The sequence below is a fragment of the Crossiella sp. SN42 genome, assembly GCF_023897065.1.
Lineage (GTDB): Bacteria > Actinomycetota > Actinomycetes > Mycobacteriales > Pseudonocardiaceae > Crossiella.
Map to the genome: position 1 here is coordinate 167,213 of NZ_JAMHIV010000010.1, position 19,720 is coordinate 186,932.

Sequence of the window (19,720 nt, forward strand, 5' to 3'; positions counted from 1 at the left end):
CGGCACGGCGGTCAGTGCTCGTGCGCGGGCGGCTGGGCGAAGACGCAGTTGTCCACATCGGCCGGGATCTGGCGGACCTTGTCGTCGGCGTAGGCGCAGCGCAGGTAGTACAGGCCCAGCTGGTAGACGCCGAGGAAGCCCGAGGTGACCGCGAAACCGTTGCCGAAGGCCAGGGTCGGGCCGTCGCCGATGGTGCCCTTGGCCATCGCATCCCGCCAGGTGCGCTGGAACTCGATCTGCTTGCCAGGGGCGAACAACAGCAGTCCGACCTTGGGGTAGGAGGGCGGCACCGCGCAGGTGGACCACTCCGCGATGTAGGGCTCGTACAGCTCGCGCAGCTCGGCGCCGACCAGCCTGCCCAGCTCCTCGGGCGTGCCCGCCCTGGCGTCGGTGCAGCCGGAGGTCTTCTCGCTGACCAGGTCCACCAGTGCGCCCATCGTGGTGACCGGCGGGCCGAGTGCGCCCGCGCCGCGATCGGCAAGGGGCACAACGGGTTCCGCCGCGCAACCGGTGAGCAGGGCGAGGGTGAGTGCGACGGCCGCGGCGATTCTGGGCACGGTCATGACGCCTCCTATCTGGGAGCGTTCCCAGTACCGTAGCCAAACCTTTGTGTGGTTGACAAGGAGATGTGGTACCCGGAGTCTGGAAGCGCTCCCAGATTCCCTGCCCTGAGGAAATGACCATGACACTGCGAAGCAGGCTCGCGGCGTTGGCGGCAGTGGTCGTCGCGCTGTGTTCGATGGTCCTCGTCCTACTGGATCAACGCCCGGCTCAGGCGCACGGCGCCATGATGCAGCCGGGCAGCCGGACTTTCTTCTGCTGGAAGGACGGCCTCAGCTCCACCGGTGAGATCAAGCCGAAGAACCCGGCCTGCGCCGCGGCGGTGGCGCAGAGCGGCACCAACCCGCTGTACAACTGGTTCAGCGTGCTGCGCTCCGACGGCGAGGGCCGCACCCGCGGCTTCGTGCCGGACGGGCAGCTGTGTAGTGGCGGCAACAGCACCTTCTCCGGCTGGAACCTGGCCAGGAACGACTGGCCGCTCACCCACCTGACCGCCGGTGCGAACATGCGCTGGTCCTACAACGCCTGGGCTGCCCACCCCGGCTGGTTCTACCTCTACGTCACCAAGGACGGCTGGAACCCGAACCGGCCACTGACCTGGAACGACATCGAGGAGCAGCCGTTCCTCACCGTCGACCACCCGCCGCTGACCGGTTCGGTCGGCACGGTCGAGGGCCACTACGGCTGGAACGGCAAGCTGCCGGAGGGCAAGAGCGGCAAGCACATCATCTACTCGGTGTGGAAGCGCTCGGACAGCAAGGAAACCTTCTACGGCTGCTCCGACGTGGTCTTCGACGGCGGCAACGGCGAGGTCACCGGCATCGGCGGCGAACCGGGCCCCGGCCCGACCGGCACCACCAGCCCGACCAGCACCACCGCGGTCCCGCCAGGGGCCTGCACCGCCGAGTACGCGGTCACCAACAGCTGGGCCGGTGGCGCCCAGGTGACGGTGACCGTGCGCAACCCCGGCAGCACGCCGGTGCGGGGCTGGACCGTGCGCTGGACCGCCCAGGCGGGTCAGCGGATATCCAGCCTGTGGGACGCCACGCACTCGGTCACCGACTCCGCGGTGACGGTGAAGAACGCGTCCTGGAACGCGAGTGTGCCCGCGGGCGGGCAGGCGGCGTTCTCGTTCAACGTGGAGTCGACCGGTGACCACAAACCGGCGAGTCCACTCACCTGCGCCAGTCCCTGATGGCGCCCCCGCGGCGCGGGTCCCTTACCTCCACCCGGGACCCGCGCCGCGGCTTGGGTCAGTTCGCGGGCGGCGCGGTGCTGCGGCGGACGATCAGCGTGGTGGCCAGCTCGACCCTGCGGTGCTCCGGTTCGGTGCCGCGGGCCAGTGCCACCGCCAGCCGGGTGGCCGCGGCGGCCATGTCCTGCAACGGCTGGCGGACCGTGGTCAGCGGCGGGCCGACCCACTGCGCCACCGGCAGGTCGTCGAAGCCGACCACGCTCAGGTCCTCCGGGATGCGCAGGCCCGCGGTGCGCGCGGCCTCGTAGACGCCCAGCGCCTGCAGGTCGCTGCCGGCGAAGACCGCGGTGGGCCGCTGGGGCAGCTTGAGCAGCGCCTCGAACTGCGCGCGGCCGGACTCGACGTGGAAGTCGCCGTAGCGCACCAGTTCCGGATCCACCACCAGCCCGGCGGTCTCCAGCGCGGCGCGGTAGCCGTCCACCCTGGCCCGGCTGCACAGCACCCGCTCCGGGCCGCCGATCACCGCGATGCGCTGGTGCCCCAACTCGATCAGGTGCCGGGTGGCGGTCAGGCCGCCGTTCCAGTTGGTCGCGCCGATCGAGGGGGTGTGCACGCCCGGCTCGCCGATCGGGTCCACCACCACGACCGGGATGTCCCTGGCCCGCAGCTTGGCCAGCTGGGCGGCGCTGAGGTCGGAGAACACCGCGACCACGGCAAGCGGCTTGCGGGTGATCACGCCGTCCACCCAGCGCTGGCCGGGGGTCAGCCTGCCCTGGGACTCCGAGAGCACCAGCGCCAGACCCTGCTCGGCGGCCACCTGCTCGGCGCCGCGGATGATCTCCAGCGCCCAGGCGCTCTCCAGCTCGTGGAACATCAGCTCCACCAGGGTCGAGCGGCGGGACCGCTCATCGCCCCTGCGCTGGTAGCCGTGCTGCCGGATGATCGCCTCCACCCGCTCGCGGGTCTCCGCCGCGACATCGGGTCTGCCGTTCATCACCTTCGAAACTGTCGGGATCGAGACGCCTGCCTCGGCGGCGATGTCCGCGATGGTGACCTTGCCCGGTGCCATGGCCGGAGTCTACGACAGCCCGGTTGCCCCAACGGGGCTATTGCCGGGGCGACACGAACCCGCCTAGCTTCGAAAGTGTCGGTTTTCACTTAGAAAGTATCGACAAGCCCTGGAGCGACAATGAAGTTGCGCAGACAACTGCTGGTGCTGGGCCTGCTGGCGGCCGGAGTGGGCGCGGGCGCGCTACCCGCCTCGGCCGCGGGCCCCCTGCACGGCATCACCAACCGCTGGGTCGGCAGCGCGGTGGCCGCGGGACCGTTGGCCAACGAACAGGACTACCGCGGGACCCTGACCCGCGAGTTCGACAGCGTGACGCCGGAGAACGAGATGAAGTGGGCGGTCACCGAGCCCAACCGCGGCCAGTACAACTGGGGCGGCGCGGACGCGATCGTCAACTACGCCCAGCAGAACGGCAAGACCGTGCGCGGGCACACCCTGGTCTGGCACAGCCAGTACCCGAACTGGCTGGACAACCTCTCCGCCAACGACCTGCGGGCCGCGGTGGAGCAGCGGATCCGCACCACGATGAGCAGGTACAAGGGCAAGATCCGGGCCTGGGACGTGGTCAACGAGGTGTTCGAGGAGGACGGCAGGCGCCGCAACTCGATCTTCCAGACCAAGCTGGGCGACAACTGGATCGCCGAGGCCTTCCGGCTGGCCCGCCAGATCGACCCCTCGGCCAAGCTCTACATCAACGACTACAACACCGAGGGCAACAGCGCCAAGGCCAACGCGATGTACGCGCTGGTGCGCCAGCTCAAGCAGCAGGGCGTGCCGATCGACGGGGTGGGCATCCAGGCGCATCTGGCCACCCAGTACGGCTTCCCCGGCGGCTACCAGGACAACCTGCGGCGGCTGGCCGCGCTCGGCCTCGATGTGGCCATCACCGAGGCCGACGTGCGCATCCAGCTGCCCAGCGACAGCGGCAAGCTGGCCGCCCAGGCCAACTACTACAAGCAGCTGTGGGACGGCTGCCACGCGGTGAGCCGCTGCGTGGAGTTCACCACCTGGGGCTTCACCGACCGGCACTCCTGGGTGCCGGGCACCTTCCCGGGCACCGGGGACGCCTGCCTGTTCGACCGCTCCCTGCGACCGAAACCGGCCTACCGCGCGATCAACCCCTGACCCGGCGGGCCGGTCTCACTTGCCGAACCCGGCGGTGAGGCCGGCCAGCAGGAACCGCCGCCCGATCAGGTAGACCACGAAGATCGGCAGCACGGACAGCGTCACCGCGGCCAGCAGGCCGGGCACGTTCACCCCGAACTGGCCCTGGAAGTTCCACAGGCCCAGGGTGAGCACCCGGTTCTCCGCGGACTGGGTGAGCACCAGCGGGAACAGGAACCCGTTCCAGGCGCTGAGCGCGGTGTAGATGGCCACGGTCACGATGGCCGGCCTGGCCAGCGGCAGCACCAGGTCGAACAGCGTGCGCAGCGGCCCGGCCCCGTCGATGGCCTGCGCCTCGTAGAGCTCCCGCGGCACATCGCGCAGGCTGGTGGTCAGCACCAGGGTGGCCACCGGCAGCGCGAAGGCCGCGGTGGGCAGGATGATCCCGGTGAGGCTGTCGTAGAGGTGCAGCCGGGTGATCAGCAGGTAGACCGGGATGATGGTGGCCTGCGCGGGAATCGCCAGCCCGGCCAGCAGCAGGCTGAACCCGCGCCGCACCCACGGGCTGGTGCTCCTGGTGGCCGCGTAGGCCGTGGGCACGGCCAGCAGCAGCACGATCAGCACGGTGGCCACGGTGACCACCACGTTGTTGAGCAGGTACCGGCCGAACCCGCCCTCCAGCACGGTGAGGTAGTTCGCCAGGGTCGGGTTCGCCGGTGGGGCAAGCGGATGGCCGCCGAGGTAGTCGGCCCGCCCGCGCAGGCTCGCGGCCAGCATGTAGTACAGCGGCACCAGCACCACCAGCAGCCAGAGCCCGGCGAAGGCGCCGCCGATCCGGTTCGGCGTGATCCTCATACGCCCTCCTGTTGACTGGACATGGCGCGGAAACCGGTGGCCCGCAACACGATCAGCGACAGCGCCGCGCCCAGCACCATGAGCAGCACGCCGATCGTGCTGGCGTAGCCCAGCTCGAAGCCGGTGAACCCGGTGATGTACATGTGCAGCGGCAGGATCCGGGTCGCGGTGCCCGGTCCGCCGCCGGTGAGGATCAGCACGGTGTCGAAGGTGGTCAGCGAGCCGACCAGCATCAGCACCGAGGAGCTGATCACGGTGTGCCGCAGCTGGGGCAGCGTGATGTGCCGGAAGCGGGCCAGCCGCCCGGCCCCGTCCAGCACCGCGGCCTCGTACAGCGTGGGCGGCACCGCCCGCGCCGCGCCCTGGTAGAGCAGGGTGTGGAAGGGCACGTACTGCCAGGTGATCACCAGCACCACCGTGTAGAGCGCCAGCTCCGGGTCGCCCAGCGGGGCCAGCGTCCCGGCGGTGAGCCCGAAGTTGGGGTCCAGCAACGCTTGCCACAGCAGGGCGATGGCGGCGGTGGAGAGCAGCAGCGGCAGGAAGAACAGCGCGCTGAGCACCGCCCGGCCGCGCTGCCTGCCCGCCGCCCACACCCCGATCAGCAGCGCCAGCGGGGTCTGCACCAGCCAGGACAGCACCATGATCAGCAGGGTCCGGCCGAGCGCGGCGTGCGCCTGTCCATCGGCGTAGAGCCGGGCCCAGTTGTCCGTGCCGGTGACCCGCGGCGTGCCCAGGCCGTCCCAGGCGGTGAAGCTCAGGCCGAAGACCAGCACCATCGGCAGCACCGCGAACAGGGTGAAGAAGGCCAGCGCGGGCAGGGCGTAGAGAGCCGACGGCCGCTGGGTCATCCGCGGCTGGCCAGCGCGTCGACGAACTGCTGCGGGGAGAGCTTGCCCAGGAAGAACTCCTGGAGCTGGGTGAGCATGAAGGTGGCCTGCTCGGCAGGCAGGTCCTGGTCCCAGGACAGCTGGAAGTGCGGGGCGGCGCGCACCTGCTCGTAGAGCCAGCTGGTGTAGGCGGAGTTGGGCGCCTTGGCCAGCTTGTCCGCCAGCCCGCTCACCGCGGGCACGTCGCCCGCGTCGATGAGCGCCTGCACGTAGGCGGGATCGTGCAGCTGGGTGGCCACGAACTTCTTGGCCTGGTCCACTGTGGACGATCCGGCGGACACCGAGTAGAAGTTGGCCGGGTTGCCGACCACGTTGCGCGGATCGCCCTTGCCGCCGGGCACCGCGGGGAAGGGCGCCCAGCCCAGCGCCTCCCGCTTGACGAACTCCGGGCTCTGGCCGAGCTGGTTGACGTACTCCCAGGAGCCCATCAGGTGCATCGCGGCCCTGCCCTGGGCCAGGATGGTGGAGGCGCCGCCGAGGTCGTAGCCCACCCCGGCGAAGTCCCGGCCGAAGCCGCCGCGGTCGATGAGCTCCTTGAGCCGGGTCATCGACTCCAGCACCGCCGGGTGCCGCCAGCCCTCGGGCTTGCCCTTCACCGCGGCGAAGACCTCGGTGCCGCCGATCCGGTCGAGCAGGTACTCCGCCCACATCAGCTCGGTCCAGGCCTGCGAGCCGGCCAGCGCGATCGGCTGCACGTTCCTGGCCTTGAAGGTCTCCACCAGCGCCAGCAACTCGTCCCAGGTGCCCGGCGGCCGCGCGCCCGCGGCGGCGAAGACCTCCTTGTTGTAGAACAGGACCACCGGCTGCATGCCGCGCATCGGCAGGCCGTAGAGCTTGCCGTCCAGCCGGGCCGCGTCCAGCACGTTGGGCAGGAACGCCTCGCTCAGGCCGGGGTTCTCGGCCAGCAGCGGGGTCAGGTCGGCGACCTTGCCCGCGTCGACGTACTCCTTGAGGTTGCCGCCGCCCCAGTTGAAGAAGGCCGAGGGCGGGTTCGGCGAGCCGAGGGCGACCCGCAGCTTCTGCTTGTACGGGTCGTTGGCGAAGGTCTCCAGCTTGGCGGTGCCGCCCGCGCGGTTGAAGCGGTCCACCGACTGCTGTTCGATCGGGTTGAGCACGTTGTCCTGCAAGGCCCACACCGTGACCCCCGCCTGGCCCGCCGGGCCGGAGGTGCCGCAGGCGGCGAGCGCGCCCGCGGTCAGGGCGAGCGCGCAGAGGCGGAGAAAGCGCGGTCGGGAACGCCGTAACATGGAGCCACCTTTCCGAAATGTTTCGGAAATATCGCGAGTGCGGCCGACCCTAGGGACGCTGCTCTGGTGGTGTCAAGAGCGGCTTTAGTCCGAACAGAGTCCCGTTTCGGCAGCTCATTCGCCGCGGCTTGTGTTTCGCGTTCTTATCGATACTATCGGAATCATGGATCGTGTCTGGGGGATGCCGGGTCGCCCGGTGCAGGAGCGGGTGGCCTCGCTGCTCACCGAGATGACCCTGGCGGAGAAGCTGGCCCAGCTCGTCGGCGTGTGGGTGGGGGTGTCGGAGGTGGCGGCCGAGGTCGCCCCGGCCCAGCACGAGTTCGCCGAGTCCCTTCCTCCGTGGGACGAGCTGACCAAGTCCGGGCTGGGCCAGCTGACCCGCGTCTTCGGCACCGCCCCGGTCGATCCGGCGCACGCGGCCAGGGCGCTGGCCCAGACCCAGCGCCGTCTGGTCGAGAACACCCGGCTGGGCATCCCGGCGATGGCGCACGAGGAGTGCCTCTCCGGCTTCACCGCCTGGCAGGCCACCGTGTTCCCGGCGCCGCTGGCCTGGGCCGCGGCCTTCGACCCCGGCACGGTGCGGTGGATGGCCGAGGCGGTGGGCCGCTCGCTGGCCGAGGTCGGCGTGCACCAGGGCCTGGCCCCGGTGCTGGACGTGCTGCGCGATCCGCGCTGGGGCCGGGCCGAGGAGACGCTGGGGGAGGACCCGTACCTGGTCGGCGTGCTCGGCGCGGCCTACACCGGCGGCCTGGAGTCGGCCGGGATCGTGGCCACGCTCAAGCACTTCGCCGGGTACTCCGCCTCCCGCGCCGGCCGCAACCACGCCCCGGTGGGCATGGGGCCGCGCGAGTTCGCCGACGTGGTGCTGCCGCCGTTCGAGCTGGCCCTGCGGGTGGGCGGGGCGCGGTCGGTGATGCACTCCTACGCCGAGGTCGACGGCGTGCCCCCGGCGGCCGATCCGGCGCTGCTGACCGGGCTGCTGCGGGAGGCCTGGAGCTTCCAGGGCGTGGTGGTGGCCGACTACTTCGGCATCTCCTTCCTGGAGACCGCGCACGGCGTGGCCGGTTCCCCCGGCGAGGCGGCCGCGCTCGCGCTGGCCGCGGGGGTGGACGTGGAGCTGCCGAGCGTGCGCTGCTACGGCGAGCCGCTGGCCGAGCTGGTGCGTTCCGGCGTGGTGCCGGAGGAGCTGGTGGACCGCGCGGTGACCAGGGTGCTGCGGCAGAAGTGCGAGCTGGGCCTGCTGGACGAGGGCTGGGACCCCGAGCCGCCCGCGCTGCGCCAGGACCGGCCGGTGGACCTGGACCCGCCGGAGCTGCGCACGCTGGCCCGCACCCTGGCCGAGCGCTCGATCGTGTTGCTGGCCAACGACTCCGGCCTGCTGCCGCTGCGCGAGCCAGGCCGCCTGGCGGTGGTCGGGCCGTGCGCGGAGGAGGTGCTTTCGCTGCTGGGCTGCTACTCCTTCCCCAGCCACGTCGGCATCCAGCACCCCGAGGTCCCGCTGGGCATCGAGGTGCCCACCCTGCTGGACGCGCTGCGCGCCGAGTTCCCGGACACCGAGATCCGTTGTGCCCCAGGCTGTGCGGTCACCGGCGAGGACCGCTCCGGCATCCCGGCCGCGGCCGCGCTCGCCGACGCCGCCGAGGTGTGCGTGCTGGCCCTCGGCGACCGCTCCGGCCTGTTCGGCCGCGGCACCTCCGGCGAGGGCTGCGACGCCGCCGACCTGGCCCTGCCCGGGGTGCAGGCCGAGCTGCTGGCCGCGGTGCTGGACACCGGGACGCCGGTGGTGCTGGTCCTGCTGGCCGGCCGTCCCTACGCCCTCGGCGGGGACGCCGAGCGGGCCGCGGCCGTGGTGCAGGCCTTCTTCCCAGGGCAGGAGGGCGCGGGTGCGGTCGCGGGGGTGCTCAGCGGCCGGGTGAACCCCTCGGGCAAGCTGCCCGCGCAGGTCCCGCACGGCCCCGGCGGGCAGCCCGCGACCTACCTGCACCCGCCGCTGGGCGGCCCGGGATCGGTCAGCTCGGTGGACCCGGCCCCGCGGTTCCCGTTCGGCCACGGCCTGTCCTACACCAGCTTCGAGTACCTGGAGGGCCACGCGCCGGCGGAACTGCCTGCCGATGGCGAGATCGAGGTGTCCTGCCTGCTGCGCAACACCGGCGGCCTGCCTGGCGCGGAGGTCGTCCAGCTGTATCTGCACGACCCGGTGGCCTCGGTGACCCGGCCGGTGCGCCAGCTGGCCGGGTTCGCCCGGGTGCAGCTGGATCCCGGCGAGTCGGTGCGGGTCCGCTTCCGGCTGCACGCCGACCGGATCGCCTTCACCGGCCGCGACGGCCGCCGGGTGGTCGAGCCCGGCGAGCTGCACCTGCTGCTGGGCTCCTCCAGCGCCGACATCCGCTGGCGGCACACGGTGCGGGTCACCGGCGAGCCCCGCTACCCCGGCCCGGACCGGGTGCTGCTGACCCCGGTGTGGCTGGACGAGGTGGAGGCCACCGGCCTGCCGGTCAGCCACCGGCGCGACTGACCCCCGCGGCGGCCCGGCCCAGTGCCGCGGCCACCGCGGGCCGCCAGCGGGCGGCCATCTTGCGGAAGCCGGAGTCGACCGGGTGCACCCCGTCGTTGGTGTCCGCGCCCGGGTCGAAGCCGGTCCACTGGTCCACCACCACGATCCGCGAGCGCGCGGTGGACTTCCCGGCCGCCCAGCCCGGGATCGCGCGGTTGAGCGCCACCACCCGTTGCGCGCAGTCCGGGCAGCCGCCGGGCCGCATCGGGATGATCTGCGCGACCAGCACGGTCATCGCCGGGTTGCTCGCCCGCATCTGATCGACGAGCTTCGAGTACGCCGCCAGGATGGCCGTGGGGCTCAGCGCGCTCCACACGTCGTTGGTGCCCAGGTGCATCAGCACGATGTCCGGCCGGGCGGCGGACAGCCAGGGCGGCAACAGGTTCTGGTTGGCGATCCCGGTGGCCAGGTAGCCGCCGTGGCCCTCGTGGTCGCCGTCGTGCGGCACCGCGCAGCCGCCACCGCGCTGGGTGCCCACGAAGTCGATGTTCGTGTGCCCGCCGCGGCGCAGCTGGTCCCACAGGTAGGCGCGCCAGCAGCCGGGACCGGCGGTGATCGAGTCGCCCAGCGGCATGATCCGCACTGGCGCGGCCGCGGCCGGAGCGGGGGAGGCCGGGACCGTGCCCAGCAGGGCGGTCACCGCGCCCAGCACGGTCAGCACCCGGCGAACCAGCATCGGAACCTCCTGGCGGACAAGGCTGGGAGCGCTCCCAGACCTGTCACGGTCGCGCCAGGAGGACCGTGCTGTCAATCCGCGGGCGTCGGTGCGCCGCGGATTTCACCCGACTGGCCTCACCAGGTGACGGGCAGCCGGTAGACCCCGTAGACCGAGCCGTCGTGCTTGAACGGGATCTCCGCCACCGGTGCCGCCAGCCGCAGTGTGGGGATGCGCCGGTACAGCGTGCCGTAGACCACCTGGAGCTCCAGCCGGGCCAGGGTCTGCCCGAGGCACTGGTGCACGCCGAACCCGAAGGCCACGTGCCGCCGCGGGTTGCGCCGCAGGTCCAGGCGGTCCGGGTCGGGGAAGACCGAGGGGTCGCGGTTGCCGAGGTCCCCGGCCAGGATGACGCCCTCGCCCGCGCGGATGGTCTGCCCGGCGACCTCGAGGTCCGCGGTCACCGCGCGGCGGCGGCCGTTGTGCGTGATGTGCAGGTACCGCAACAGTTCCTCCACCGCGGAAGCGATGAGCTCCGGGTCCTCGGACGAGCGCAGCAGGGCGAGCTGGCCGGGGTGCTCCAGCAGCGCCAGGGTGCCCAGGGCGATCATGTTCGCGGTGGTCTCGTGCCCGGCGACCAGCATGAGCACGCCCATCTGCCCGGCCTCGCCCCTGGTCAGCTCGCCGCGGTGGATCCGCTCGGTCAGACCGGAGAGCAGGTCGTCACCAGGGCTGGCCAGCTTCGCGCCGATCAGCTCGTCCAGGTAGCGGAACAGCTCGCCACCGGCCGCGGCCCGCTCGGCCGCCCCGGCCTCGCGGTTGATCAGGGTGTTGCTGTGCCGCTGGAAGAAGTCGTGGTCGGTGTAGGGCACGCCGAGCAGGTCGCAGATCACCAGCGAGGGCACCGGCAGCGCGAACGCCCGCACCAGGTCCACCGGCTTCGGACCGGTCAGCAGGGCGTCGATGTGCTCGTCCACGATCCGCTGCACCACCGGCCGCATGGCCTCGATCCGCTTGACCGCGAACGGCGCGGTCACCATCCGGCGCAGACGGGCGTGCTCCGGATCGTCCTTGAGGATGAAGCTGATGCCCGCGTCGGCGCTGATCGGCACCCCGGCCGGGAAGCCGGGGCTGGCCGGGTCGGAGCTGAGCCGGGGATCGGCCAGCAGCGTGCGCTGCTCGGCGTGCCGGGTCACCAGCCAGGGCGTGCTGCCGTCGGCCAGCCGGACCCTGGTCAGCGGGGTGTGCTCGCGCAGCGCCCGGAGGGCGGGCGGCGGGTCGAACGGGCAGCCCTCGGCCCTGGCGGCGGGGTAGGGGAGCGTGGTCACCGCTCGTGCACCGCGATCGCCGCGGCCGGGCACACCGCGGCGGCCTCGCGGATCGTCTCGTGCAGCTCCGCGGGCGGCTCCTCGGCCAGCAGCACGACGATGCCGTCGTCCTCCCGCTGGTCGAACACCTCCGGCGCGAGCAGCACGCAGGTGCCCGCGCCGCAGCACCGGTCCTGGTCCACGGTGATCTTCATGGTCGTTCCTCCTCGGTGGTCGTGACCGGGGCCAGCCACAGCCCGACCAGCGCGTCGATCAGGCCGGTGCCGGCTTCGTGCCAGCTGGGGACGTGGGTGTGCTCGGCGAGGGCGAGCTCGCGTTCGGCCATCATGTGCACCATCAGGTGCCGGAGCATGGCGCCGCGATCGGCCCTGACCTCGCCGGGCAGGTCGGGCAGGCTGCGGTGCAGCCCGTCCACGATCCGGTTGAGGCTGAGGGAGGTCAGCGCCTCCTCCTCCATGATCGGGCGCAGCGACGGGTCGGTCATCACCTGGGCGGCGAAGCGGGCGAACCAGGTCGGGCTGCCCTGCGAGGCCAGGTGGTCGGTAAGCGGGCGGACCAGGCAGGTGATCCAGTCCCGGACCTCCGTGCTCTCCGCGACCTCGGCGACCATGGGTCCGCGCCGCTGCTCCATCGCGGTGGCGTGCCTGCGGATGACCGCCCGGACCAGGTCGGCCTTGGTGCCGAAGTGGTAGCCGACCACGGTGTTGTTGCCCTGCCCCGCGGCCTCGGCGACCTGCCGGTTGGACACCGCGAACACGCCGTGCTCGGCGAAGAGCCGTTCCGCGGCGGTGAGGATCTGTTCCCTGGTGGCCTGGGCCCGCGCCGCTCTGCTGGTGGTCATAGCCGCCATCGAACCGGAAGCTCCCGCAGTCCGCCCACCGCGAGTCCCTCGACCTTGCGCAGCTCGGCCACTGGCACGGCCAGCTCCAGGGAGGGCAGCCTGCGCAGCAGCACCTCCAGGGTCACCTGCAGCTCGGTGCGGGCCAGCGGCTGGCCCAGGCAGGCGTGCGCGCCGGCGCCGAAGGCCAGGTGCGGGTTGGGGCTGCGGCCCAGGTCCAGCTCGGAGGCGGCGGTGAAAACGCGCTCGTCCCGGTTGGCCGCGGCCATGCTGCACACCGCGGTGGTGCCGCTGGGCAGGGTGGTGCCGGCGATCTCGATGTCCTCGGTGAGGTAGCGCGCCATGCCGAAGCCGGCGTTGGCGTCCAGCCGCAGCGTCTCCTCCACCGCGGTGCGCACCAGCGCGGGCTCGGCCAGCAGCCGCTCCCAGTGCCGCCGGTCGGCCAGCAGCATCGCGGTCATCTTGACGATCATGTTCGCGGTGGTCTCGTGCCCGGCGATCAACAGGCCCATGCCGGTGGCGATCAGCGCCGGATCGGACATCGGCGCGCCGTCCGGGCCGGTCTCCGCGATGAGGGCGCTGAGCAGGTCATCGCCGGGCTCGGCGCGCTTGGCCGTGATGTGCGTGGCCATGTACCCGGCGAACTCCGCCTGGGCCAGGTCCATCTCGGCCTGGGTGTAGCGGGTCATGCTCAGCAGCGCGTCCGACCAGTGCGCGAAGCGGTCCCGGTCGGCATCCGGCACGCCGAGCAGGTCGCAGATCACCCACACCGGCAGCGGGAAGCCCAGCGCCGCCTTGAGATCCGCGGGCGAGCCCTTGGCCACCATGTCGTCCACCAGCTGCTCGGCCATCGCCTCGATGGCGGGCCGCAGCGCGTTCATCCGCTTGGCGGTGAACCACTTGCCGATCATGCGCCGCCAGCGCAGGTGTCCCTCGCCGTGCTGGGGGAGCACAGTGGACATCTCGCTGTTGAACAGCCCGCCGGACTCGGTGTCGGCGACGCGGGCCGCGTTGTCCGCCGCGGTCGGCCTGGTGAACCTGGGGTCGGCCAGCACGCTCTTGACGTCCTCGTAGCGGGTGACCAGCGTGGCCTCGTCGCCGCTGGCCAGTCGCACCTTGGCCACCGGGCAGCGGTTCTGGTAGTCGGCCCACTCGGCGGGTGGCTCCAGGGCGGCGTCGGTCTCGAACGGGAAGCGGGGCAGCTGGGTCATGCCACCAGCATGGCCGCGAACTCGAAGTAAGTCAATCAGCTGACTTAACTTGGCGGGGTGGGCGCGGGGGCACGAGCCAGGTGGCCACCAGCGCCCCGGCCAGAAACCCGGCGAGCACTGCGGTCAAGACTCCGGCGGGCACTGCGGTCACCAGCCCGGCGGTGCCGAACCTGGCCCGCCGGACCTTGCGCGCCGCGCGGACCGGCCGGGCTTCCGGCGGCGCGGGACCGGCCGGATCGAGCAGTTCGGCCGCCTGCTCCCTGGCCACCAAGGCGAGCAGGCCGGGCAGCCCGGCGGACCCGGCGACCGCGCGGGCGCACGGCAGGCAGGCGTGCAGGTGTCCTTCGTAGTCCCGGCGCTCGGCGTGCGAGAGCGCGCCCAGCAGGTAGGCGGCGTCCCAGTCCCGGTACGGGTCGGCTGGTGGCGTCACCGGCTGGTCAGCCCCTTCTCCCGGAGGGCGCGGCGCAACGCGCGCAGGCCGTAGTGCAGGCGGGAGCGCACGGTGCCCTGCGGCACCGCCAGGTCCACCGCGAGCTCGGCCACCGAGTGCCCGAGGTAGAACGCGCGGATGATGACCGTGCGGTGCTCGGCGGTCAGCTGGGTCAGCACCTCGGTGATCACCCAGGCGTCCAGCACCGAGTCGGTCTGGTCGGGGCGCGGCGGGTCGGGCACCTTGGCCGCGCGCACCTCCCGCCGCGAGTGCGCGCTGCGGCGCTCGTCGATGACCACGTTGCGCGCCACCCGGAACAGCCAGGCCCGCGCCGCGGACTCGCCCTGGTCCAGCACCGCGGGGCTGCGCCACAGCCGCAGCAGGCTCTCCTGCACGACGTCCTGGGAGAGCTGTTCGTCGCCGGTCAGCCGCAGCGCGAAGCGCCACAGCGCGGGCGCGTGGCGGTCGTGCACCAGGCGGAGCAGCTCCGCCGCCGTGGTGCTCACCTCAGGAGTCCCAGATCGCGCCGTAGGCCGGAATCCCTTGGGCCTCAAGGGACTCGACCACATGCCAGGTGGTCTTCCGGTTGGAGATGCAGATGACCGCCTCCGCGCCGGACTCCCGGTGCGCGCGCAGCGCCAGCTCGACCAGGTCGGGCTTGCCGTCCCGGTCGGTGTCCCAGATGATCGCCTCCGGCTGCACGGACTCGATCTCGGCCACCAGCGCCTCGCCGTAGGTGCGCACCGGGTTCCTGGTCGACCACACCAGGCGGGCCGGGGTGTCCCCGGCGAGCAGGTGCGGCAGGCACGGCCCGATCCCGCTGCCGGTGGCCACCCACACCACGCCGCGGAAGAGCCGGTCGATGTTGCCCACGCCCGCGGTCGGGATGCCCTTGACCCACAGGTGCGTGGGTCTGTCGTCCACCAGCGCGCCGGTCCAGTCACCCGCGCGGGAGATGGTGAGCCGGAAGCCGGAGCGGCCGGGCGCGGGCACGTTGGCGAAGGAATGCCACTCCAGCAACGGGTTCCGGCTCACCGCGGTCGACGACCCGGCGAACGGGGTGACGCCGTAGTCGAAGGCCACCAGGGCCACGTGCCGGGACGGCGTGCTGATCCGCACCGGCACCCGGCGCAGCCGCAGCCAGGGCAGCGCGACGCTGGTCACCACCACCAGCAGGGCCCAGAACGGCGCGGAGCCGAGGAAGTCCCGGCCCTGCGCCTGCGCCAGCGCGGCCGCCTGCGCGGTGAACAGCACCAGCAGCGCCCAGCCGCCGAAGCGGTGGCAGCGCTCGAACAGGTCGTGCCGGGCGGCGCGCAGCTTCGGCAGCGCGAACACCACCATGGCGACCAGCAGCACCGCGATGGCCCAGGTGCAGGCCAGCAGCGCCACCGGGCCGCCGCGAGTGGTGATCACCCCGGCCAGCACGGCGAACCAGGCCGTGCCGGCGATCGCGGCGCCGACGTGCAGGCCGCCGAAGTGGTAGACCTTGCCCAGCGTCCACCGCACCCGCAGCGGCCAGTGCTTCGGCGCGCTGGTGGCCAGCCGGAACAGCAGGTTGATCACGTGCTGCTGGCGGATCAGCACGGCCAGCAGCAGGTTGCCGAGCACCAGCCACAGCAGCACATCGAGGTCGGCGCGCCAGTCGGTGACCAGGGCCAGCACCAGGTTGGCCAGCAACACCGCGGCCAGCAGCCGGTTGTGGTGGGTGAAGGGCCTGCGCCGCAGCCGGGCGCGCCAGCTCGCCGGGGCGGGGGCCAGGACCGGGGCGGCGCTCACGCGACGGTCTCCGTCCGCTGGCCGGGCAGCCGGGACAGCAGCGCCCGCCGGTCCACCTTGCCGCGTTCGGTCAGCGGCAGCCGGTCCACCGGCACGATCAGCGAGGGCACGCAGTAGTAGGGCAGCTGGGCGGCCACCGCGCGGCGGACCGCCTCCGGCACGGCGGTGGCCGGGCTGACGAACCCGACCAGCCCGCCCTGGTGCAGCACCGCGCTGGCCCGCCGGCAGCCGGGCGCTCGTTCCAGCGCCGCGGTGACCGCGTCCAGCTCGACCCGGAAACCCTTGACCTTCACCTGGTCGTCGGTGCGCCCGTGGTGTTCCAGCTGGCCGTCGGCGGTCCAGCGGACCAGGTCGCGGGTGCGGAACATCAGGCCACCGCCCAGGAACGGGTCGGGGCGGTAGCGCTGCGCGGTGAGGTCGGCGTTGCCGAGGTAGCCGCCGGTGACGCAGGCGCCACCGGCCCACATCTCGCCGACCTCGCCGATCCGGCACGGGTTGAGCGCCTCGTCGAGCACGTAGACGGTGGTGTTGGGCACCGGGCGGCCGATGGTCAGCCTGCCGGTGGCCGGGTCGTAGCGCTGCACGGTGTTGACGATGGTGACCTCGGTGGGGCCGCAGGCGTTGTGGAAGACCGCGGTGCGCGACCAGGCGCGGGCCAGCGCGGGCGGGCAGCGTTCACCGGCCACCGCGACCACCCGCACCTGCGGGCAGTCCCTCGGGTCCACAGTGGACAGCACGCCGGGGGTGGCGATCAGCGCGGTCGCGGTGCGGGCCGCCGCGGTGGGGTCGCCGCCGCGCACCAGCACGCAGCCGCCGTTGGCCAGCGTGCCCAGCACCTCCCACACGGCCATGTCGAAGGCGATGTTGAGCAGCTGCGGCACCCGGTCGCCGGGGCCGACGCCGAGCGAGCCCGGCGCGGTGAGCAGGACGTTGCACAGGTTCGCGTGCGTGACCCTGACCCCGTTGGGCCTGCCGGTGGTGCCCGAGGTGAAGATCACCACCGCGGTCTCGCCGCCGTCGGCGGGCAGGGCCGCGGTCGCGGCGGGGTGGTCGTCGATCGCGATCACCGTGCCCAGGCCCGCCGGCAGCAGTCCTCGGTGTGCCGTGGTGGTGAGCACGACCTCGATGCCGGCCACCGCGGCGATGTGCCGCAGGTGCGGCGGCGGGGTGAGCCGGATGTCCTGCGGCACATAGGCCGCACCGGCTTTGAGCACCGCGAGCATGCCCACCACCATGGCCACCGACCTGGTCAGGAACAGCCCGACGTGCGCGCCGGGGCGCACCCCGTGCTCGACGAGCAACCGGGCCAGCGCGGTGGCCCTGCGGTCCAGCTCGGCGTAGGTCACCGACTCGCCGAGGTGCTCCACGGCCGGGGCCTGCGGGCAGGCCGCGGCCTGTGCCTGGACCGCGTGGTGGACGCGGGTGAACGGGACTGGTGTGCGTGGCCCCCAGCCGAAGCGGTCGAAGAGCACGCGCTCGTGCGGGGGCAGGCCGCGCAGGGCAGGGGATTCGACGATCGGGGTCACTCCGGATCCTTTCGCCAGGCCGGTGGTCACCCCGTTCGAACGAGACAGGTCGGGTGAATGTTCAACTAAATCTGCGGAAAACGTTGCCGCGTGGAGAAATTAGCCCGGTCGTGGTCGAACGCGGTGTCGAACGCGCGTCGAACAGAAGAGTCCACAATGGACTCCAGGGTGGCTCAGGAGCCGGGGCGGCGGCGGTGCGCGCTGGCCCGTTCGGTCAGCCGCGGCGGCAGCAGGGTCAGCGCGGGCGGCCGGACCCCGGCCAGGCGGGCGGCGAGCAGGTCCACGGCCCTGGCGCCGAGCTCCTCGGCGGGCAGGTGCACCGAGGTCAGCCGCGGCGAGGCCCGCTCGGCCAGCTCGTCCGGGCAGATGGCCACCACCGAAAGGTCGGCCGGCACGTCGCGGCCGAGCTCGCGCAGGCAGGTCAGCACCGAGGGCAGCGCGCCCTCGTTGTGCACCACCAGCGCGGTCAGCCGGGGCTGCTCCTGCAACAGGGCGGCCACCGTGCGCCGCACCGAGGGCAGCTGCTCGTCGGTGGCCCTGGTCAGCACCGAGACGCCGCGGCGGATCGCGGCCGCGGTGAAGCCTGCCATGGTGCGGTGCGCGTAACCGGCGTCGCGGTGGTAGACCAGCTGGGGCGAGCCGAGCAGGGCCACGCTGTGGTGCCCGAGGTCGGCCAGGTGGTCCAGGCACAGCGCGCCCGCCGCGGTGAAGTCCAGGTCCACGCAGGTCAGTCCGGTGGGGTCGACCGGGAAGCCGATCAGCACCGAGGGGCGGTCCATCGCGCGCAGCACCGGCGCCCTGGCATCGCGCAGCTCCACGTCCATCACCACCAGGCCGTCCACGCCGCTGCGCTGCACCGCCTGGCGCAGGCCCTCCGCGCCGGTGTCCGCGGTGAGCAGCAGCACGTCGTTGCCGTGCCGGTGCGCGGCGGTGGTCACCGCGCTGACGAAGCGCATCAGCACCGGCAGGTGGGTGCCCGCGCGCAGCGGCGCGACCAGGCCCAGCACCCCGGTCCGGCGCGCCGCGCCGCGAGGCGGCTGCTGGGTGAGGTAGCCGAGGGCGCGGGCGCTCTCCTCCACCTTGGCCTTGGTGGCCGGGCTGATCGCGCGCTTGCCGGAGAGCACGTAGGACACCGTGCTCGGGGCGACGCCGGCCCGCCGAGCCACGTCCGCGATGGTGGCCAACCCGCCCTCCTCGTCACCGCCGTTGGTGCTCTGGGACGGTACGGCCGGGCAGGGGGTCCGGCTAGGGCCAACCGTCTTGCCAACGCCCTCCGGCAAGACGGTTTCCAGCCGGCCGGAGCCATTTCGACAATTCGATTCGAAGGCAATCGAAATGAGTCATATACGTGATGAGAGAAATCGGCGAATCGGCATGTTGACAGCTGGTAAATGCCTCATTACGCTGCCGGTTGCAGCATTTTTTGTCATTATCATTTACCGCCGCTGATTCTCATTCACCGCAGTGGCCGCTGTCTTTTTCCGCTGGCGGTGGCCACCGTTCACGAGAGGAAGCAGATGTCCCGGACATCCTTACTGAACCGGCGGGCTCCCTGGTCTGCCGCGCTGGTCGTCGCGCTGGCCGTCACCGGCGTGGCAGCGGCCGCGCCTGCCGCCTCGGCCGCACCGTTCGACCTGGCGGGCTGGGCCACCCAGGGCGGCGGCACCACCGGCGGTGGCGGCGCCACCCCGGTCACCGTCAGCACCGCGGCCGCCTTCACCGCCGCGGTCAAGGCCAGCGGTCCCGCGGTGGTCCGCGTCACCGGCACCATCGCGCTGTCCGGCATGGCCGCGGTCAGCTCGGACAAGACCATCATCGGGGTCGGCTCCGGCGCCACCATCACCGGGCATGGCCTCAACATCTCCAGGTCCGCCAACGTGATCGTGCGCAACCTGAACTTCCGCAACTGGGCCGATGACGCGATCAACGTGCAGTACTCCACCCGGGTGTGGATCGACCACAACAGCTTCGCCAGTGGCAAGGACGGCGCGGTCGACGTCAAGCGCGCCTCCGACCTGGTCACCGTGTCCTGGAACAAGTTCTCCAGCCACGACAAGACGATGCTGCTCGGGCACAGCGACGACAACGGCGGCGAGGACCGGGGCAAGCTCCGGGTGACCTACCACCACAACTTCTTCGACGGCACCGGGCAGCGGCACCCCAGGGTGCGCTTCGGCAACCCGGTGCACGTCTACAACAACTACTACGGCGGCGTCACCGGTTACGGCGTGGCGTCCACCAAGGAAGGCGGCGTGCTGGTCGAAGGCAATTTCTTCGAAAACACCGAGGACCCGTTCCACCTGGGTGAGGGCAGTTCTCCCGCGGGCACGCTGGTGGCCAGGAACAACCATTTCGTCGGCTCCGGCTCCGGGCAGGCCGGCGGCAGTGTGAAGAGCATTCCCTATTCGTATCAGCTGGACCGCGCCAGTGACGTGAAGACGATCGTCCGGAACGGGGCAGGCCCAGGGCGCATCTGAGCGCCTG

Annotated in this window: 19 protein-coding genes; 4 read left to right on the plus strand and 15 right to left on the minus strand. The window is 72.2% G+C overall.

Annotation, left to right across the window (positions count from 1 at the left end; genetic code table 11):
- Positions 1–11: 11 nt before the first annotated feature.
- Positions 12–563 carry a hypothetical protein gene (locus M8C13_RS14175; protein ID WP_252481025.1) on the minus strand — a complete coding sequence of 184 codons (552 nt, stop codon included), beginning with the start codon at positions 561–563 and terminating at the stop codon, positions 12–14.
- Between the two features lie 119 nt (positions 564–682).
- Between M8C13_RS14175 and M8C13_RS14180 the strand changes: the two genes are divergently transcribed.
- The gene (locus M8C13_RS14180) at positions 683–1,756 is read left to right on the plus strand and encodes a lytic polysaccharide monooxygenase (protein WP_252481026.1); all 1,074 of its coding nucleotides are present in this window, start codon (positions 683–685) and stop codon (positions 1,754–1,756) included.
- A gap of 58 nt (positions 1,757–1,814) precedes the next feature.
- Here M8C13_RS14180 and M8C13_RS14185 read toward each other — a convergent pair whose 3' ends face one another.
- Positions 1,815–2,825 carry a LacI family DNA-binding transcriptional regulator gene (locus M8C13_RS14185; RefSeq protein WP_252481027.1) on the minus strand — a complete coding sequence of 337 codons (1,011 nt, stop codon included), beginning with the start codon at positions 2,823–2,825 and terminating at the stop codon, positions 1,815–1,817.
- Positions 2,826–2,945: 120 nt separating this feature from the next.
- Here M8C13_RS14185 and M8C13_RS14190 point away from each other — a divergent pair, with 120 nt between their 5' ends.
- Entirely contained in the window at positions 2,946–3,950 is a 1,005-nt protein-coding gene (locus tag M8C13_RS14190; RefSeq protein WP_252481028.1) for an endo-1,4-beta-xylanase, read from the plus strand.
- Between the two features lie 15 nt (positions 3,951–3,965).
- Here the strand turns inward: M8C13_RS14190 and M8C13_RS14195 are convergent, their stop codons facing one another.
- Genes M8C13_RS14195 through M8C13_RS14205 form a run of 3 tightly spaced genes read right to left on the minus strand, consistent with a single transcriptional unit; the run spans position 3,966 to position 6,918 of the window.
- Positions 3,966–4,784 (minus strand): carbohydrate ABC transporter permease, encoded by an 819-nt coding sequence (locus M8C13_RS14195; RefSeq protein WP_252481029.1) that lies wholly within the window; start codon positions 4,782–4,784, stop codon positions 3,966–3,968.
- On the minus strand, positions 4,781–5,632 hold the full coding sequence (locus tag M8C13_RS14200) for a carbohydrate ABC transporter permease (protein ID WP_252481030.1): 852 nt from the start codon (positions 5,630–5,632) through the stop codon (positions 4,781–4,783). Before M8C13_RS14200 ends, M8C13_RS14195 begins: the two co-directional genes overlap by 4 nt.
- A complete protein-coding gene (locus M8C13_RS14205) occupies positions 5,629–6,918 on the minus strand; it encodes an ABC transporter substrate-binding protein (protein ID WP_252481031.1) in 1,290 nt (429 codons plus the stop codon). Before M8C13_RS14205 ends, M8C13_RS14200 begins: the two co-directional genes overlap by 4 nt.
- A 163-nt stretch (positions 6,919–7,081) precedes the next feature.
- On the opposite strand from M8C13_RS14205, the gene M8C13_RS14210 reads away from it, so the two are divergent.
- Positions 7,082–9,433 (plus strand): glycoside hydrolase family 3 N-terminal domain-containing protein, encoded by a 2,352-nt coding sequence (locus M8C13_RS14210; RefSeq protein ID WP_252481032.1) that lies wholly within the window; start codon positions 7,082–7,084, stop codon positions 9,431–9,433.
- Here the strand turns inward: M8C13_RS14210 and M8C13_RS14215 are convergent.
- From M8C13_RS14215 to M8C13_RS14260, 10 genes are all read right to left on the minus strand, one after another.
- Positions 9,414–10,148, minus strand: coding sequence for an SGNH/GDSL hydrolase family protein (locus tag M8C13_RS14215; RefSeq protein WP_252481033.1), 735 nt, complete (start codon positions 10,146–10,148; stop codon positions 9,414–9,416). The genes M8C13_RS14210 and M8C13_RS14215 overlap by 20 nt on opposite strands.
- Positions 10,149–10,264: 116 nt before the next feature.
- Positions 10,265–11,455: a cytochrome P450 gene (locus M8C13_RS14220; RefSeq protein ID WP_252481034.1), complete on the minus strand. Its 1,191-nt coding sequence runs from the start codon at positions 11,453–11,455 to the stop codon at positions 10,265–10,267.
- Positions 11,452–11,649, minus strand: a complete 198-nt coding sequence (locus tag M8C13_RS14225) for a ferredoxin (RefSeq protein ID WP_252481035.1) — start codon at positions 11,647–11,649, stop codon at positions 11,452–11,454. The genes M8C13_RS14220 and M8C13_RS14225 overlap by 4 nt, the downstream gene beginning before the upstream one ends.
- Positions 11,646–12,296 carry a TetR/AcrR family transcriptional regulator gene (locus tag M8C13_RS14230; RefSeq protein WP_374213072.1) on the minus strand — a complete coding sequence of 217 codons (651 nt, stop codon included), beginning with the start codon at positions 12,294–12,296 and terminating at the stop codon, positions 11,646–11,648. Before M8C13_RS14230 ends, M8C13_RS14225 begins: the two co-directional genes overlap by 4 nt.
- Positions 12,293–13,504 carry a cytochrome P450 gene (locus M8C13_RS14235; RefSeq protein ID WP_252481037.1) on the minus strand — a complete coding sequence of 404 codons (1,212 nt, stop codon included), beginning with the start codon at positions 13,502–13,504 and terminating at the stop codon, positions 12,293–12,295. The genes M8C13_RS14230 and M8C13_RS14235 overlap by 4 nt, the downstream gene beginning before the upstream one ends.
- A 31-nt stretch (positions 13,505–13,535) precedes the next feature.
- Positions 13,536–13,934, minus strand: coding sequence for a hypothetical protein (locus M8C13_RS14240; protein WP_252481038.1), 399 nt, complete (start codon positions 13,932–13,934; stop codon positions 13,536–13,538).
- On the minus strand, positions 13,931–14,440 hold the full coding sequence (locus M8C13_RS14245) for a sigma-70 family RNA polymerase sigma factor (RefSeq protein ID WP_252481039.1): 510 nt from the start codon (positions 14,438–14,440) through the stop codon (positions 13,931–13,933). The genes M8C13_RS14240 and M8C13_RS14245 overlap by 4 nt, the downstream gene beginning before the upstream one ends.
- Position 14,441: 1 nt before the next feature.
- Positions 14,442–15,710, minus strand: a complete 1,269-nt coding sequence (locus tag M8C13_RS14250) for a hypothetical protein (RefSeq protein WP_252481040.1) — start codon at positions 15,708–15,710, stop codon at positions 14,442–14,444.
- On the minus strand, positions 15,707–17,236 hold the full coding sequence (locus tag M8C13_RS14255; protein ID WP_252481041.1) for an amino acid adenylation domain-containing protein: 1,530 nt from the start codon (positions 17,234–17,236) through the stop codon (positions 15,707–15,709). Before M8C13_RS14255 ends, M8C13_RS14250 begins: the two co-directional genes overlap by 4 nt.
- A gap of 173 nt (positions 17,237–17,409) precedes the next feature.
- The gene (locus tag M8C13_RS14260) at positions 17,410–18,420 is read right to left on the minus strand and encodes a LacI family DNA-binding transcriptional regulator (RefSeq protein ID WP_252481042.1); all 1,011 of its coding nucleotides are present in this window, start codon (positions 18,418–18,420) and stop codon (positions 17,410–17,412) included.
- A gap of 333 nt (positions 18,421–18,753) precedes the next feature.
- Here M8C13_RS14260 and M8C13_RS14265 point away from each other — a divergent pair, with 333 nt between their 5' ends.
- On the plus strand, positions 18,754–19,713 hold the full coding sequence (locus M8C13_RS14265; RefSeq protein WP_252481043.1) for a polysaccharide lyase family 1 protein: 960 nt from the start codon (positions 18,754–18,756) through the stop codon (positions 19,711–19,713).
- The last annotated feature ends 7 nt before the right edge of the window (positions 19,714–19,720 follow it).

What these genes read in the sequence shown, in the direction of transcription:
- M8C13_RS14210 (WP_252481032.1), top strand. Translation starts at nt 7,082, where the DNA reads ATGGATCGTGTCTGGGGGATGCCGGGTCGCCCGGTGCAGGAGCGGGTG.
- M8C13_RS14195 (WP_252481029.1), bottom strand. Translation starts at nt 4,784, where the DNA reads ATGAGGATCACGCCGAACCGGATCGGCGGCGCCTTCGCCGGGCTCTGG.
- M8C13_RS14215 (WP_252481033.1), bottom strand. Translation starts at nt 10,148, where the DNA reads ATGCTGGTTCGCCGGGTGCTGACCGTGCTGGGCGCGGTGACCGCCCTG.
- M8C13_RS14235 (WP_252481037.1), bottom strand. Translation starts at nt 13,504, where the DNA reads ATGACCCAGCTGCCCCGCTTCCCGTTCGAGACCGACGCCGCCCTGGAG.
- M8C13_RS14200 (WP_252481030.1), bottom strand. Translation starts at nt 5,632, where the DNA reads ATGACCCAGCGGCCGTCGGCTCTCTACGCCCTGCCCGCGCTGGCCTTC.
- M8C13_RS14265 (WP_252481043.1), top strand. Translation starts at nt 18,754, where the DNA reads ATGTCCCGGACATCCTTACTGAACCGGCGGGCTCCCTGGTCTGCCGCG.
- M8C13_RS14205 (WP_252481031.1), bottom strand. Translation starts at nt 6,918, where the DNA reads ATGTTACGGCGTTCCCGACCGCGCTTTCTCCGCCTCTGCGCGCTCGCC.
- M8C13_RS14190 (WP_252481028.1), top strand. Translation starts at nt 2,946, where the DNA reads ATGAAGTTGCGCAGACAACTGCTGGTGCTGGGCCTGCTGGCGGCCGGA.
- M8C13_RS14225 (WP_252481035.1), bottom strand. Translation starts at nt 11,649, where the DNA reads ATGAAGATCACCGTGGACCAGGACCGGTGCTGCGGCGCGGGCACCTGC.
- M8C13_RS14230 (WP_374213072.1), bottom strand. Translation starts at nt 12,296, where the DNA reads ATGACCACCAGCAGAGCGGCGCGGGCCCAGGCCACCAGGGAACAGATC.
- M8C13_RS14180 (WP_252481026.1), top strand. Translation starts at nt 683, where the DNA reads ATGACACTGCGAAGCAGGCTCGCGGCGTTGGCGGCAGTGGTCGTCGCG.
- M8C13_RS14185 (WP_252481027.1), bottom strand. Translation starts at nt 2,825, where the DNA reads ATGGCACCGGGCAAGGTCACCATCGCGGACATCGCCGCCGAGGCAGGC.
- M8C13_RS14175 (WP_252481025.1), bottom strand. Translation starts at nt 563, where the DNA reads ATGACCGTGCCCAGAATCGCCGCGGCCGTCGCACTCACCCTCGCCCTG.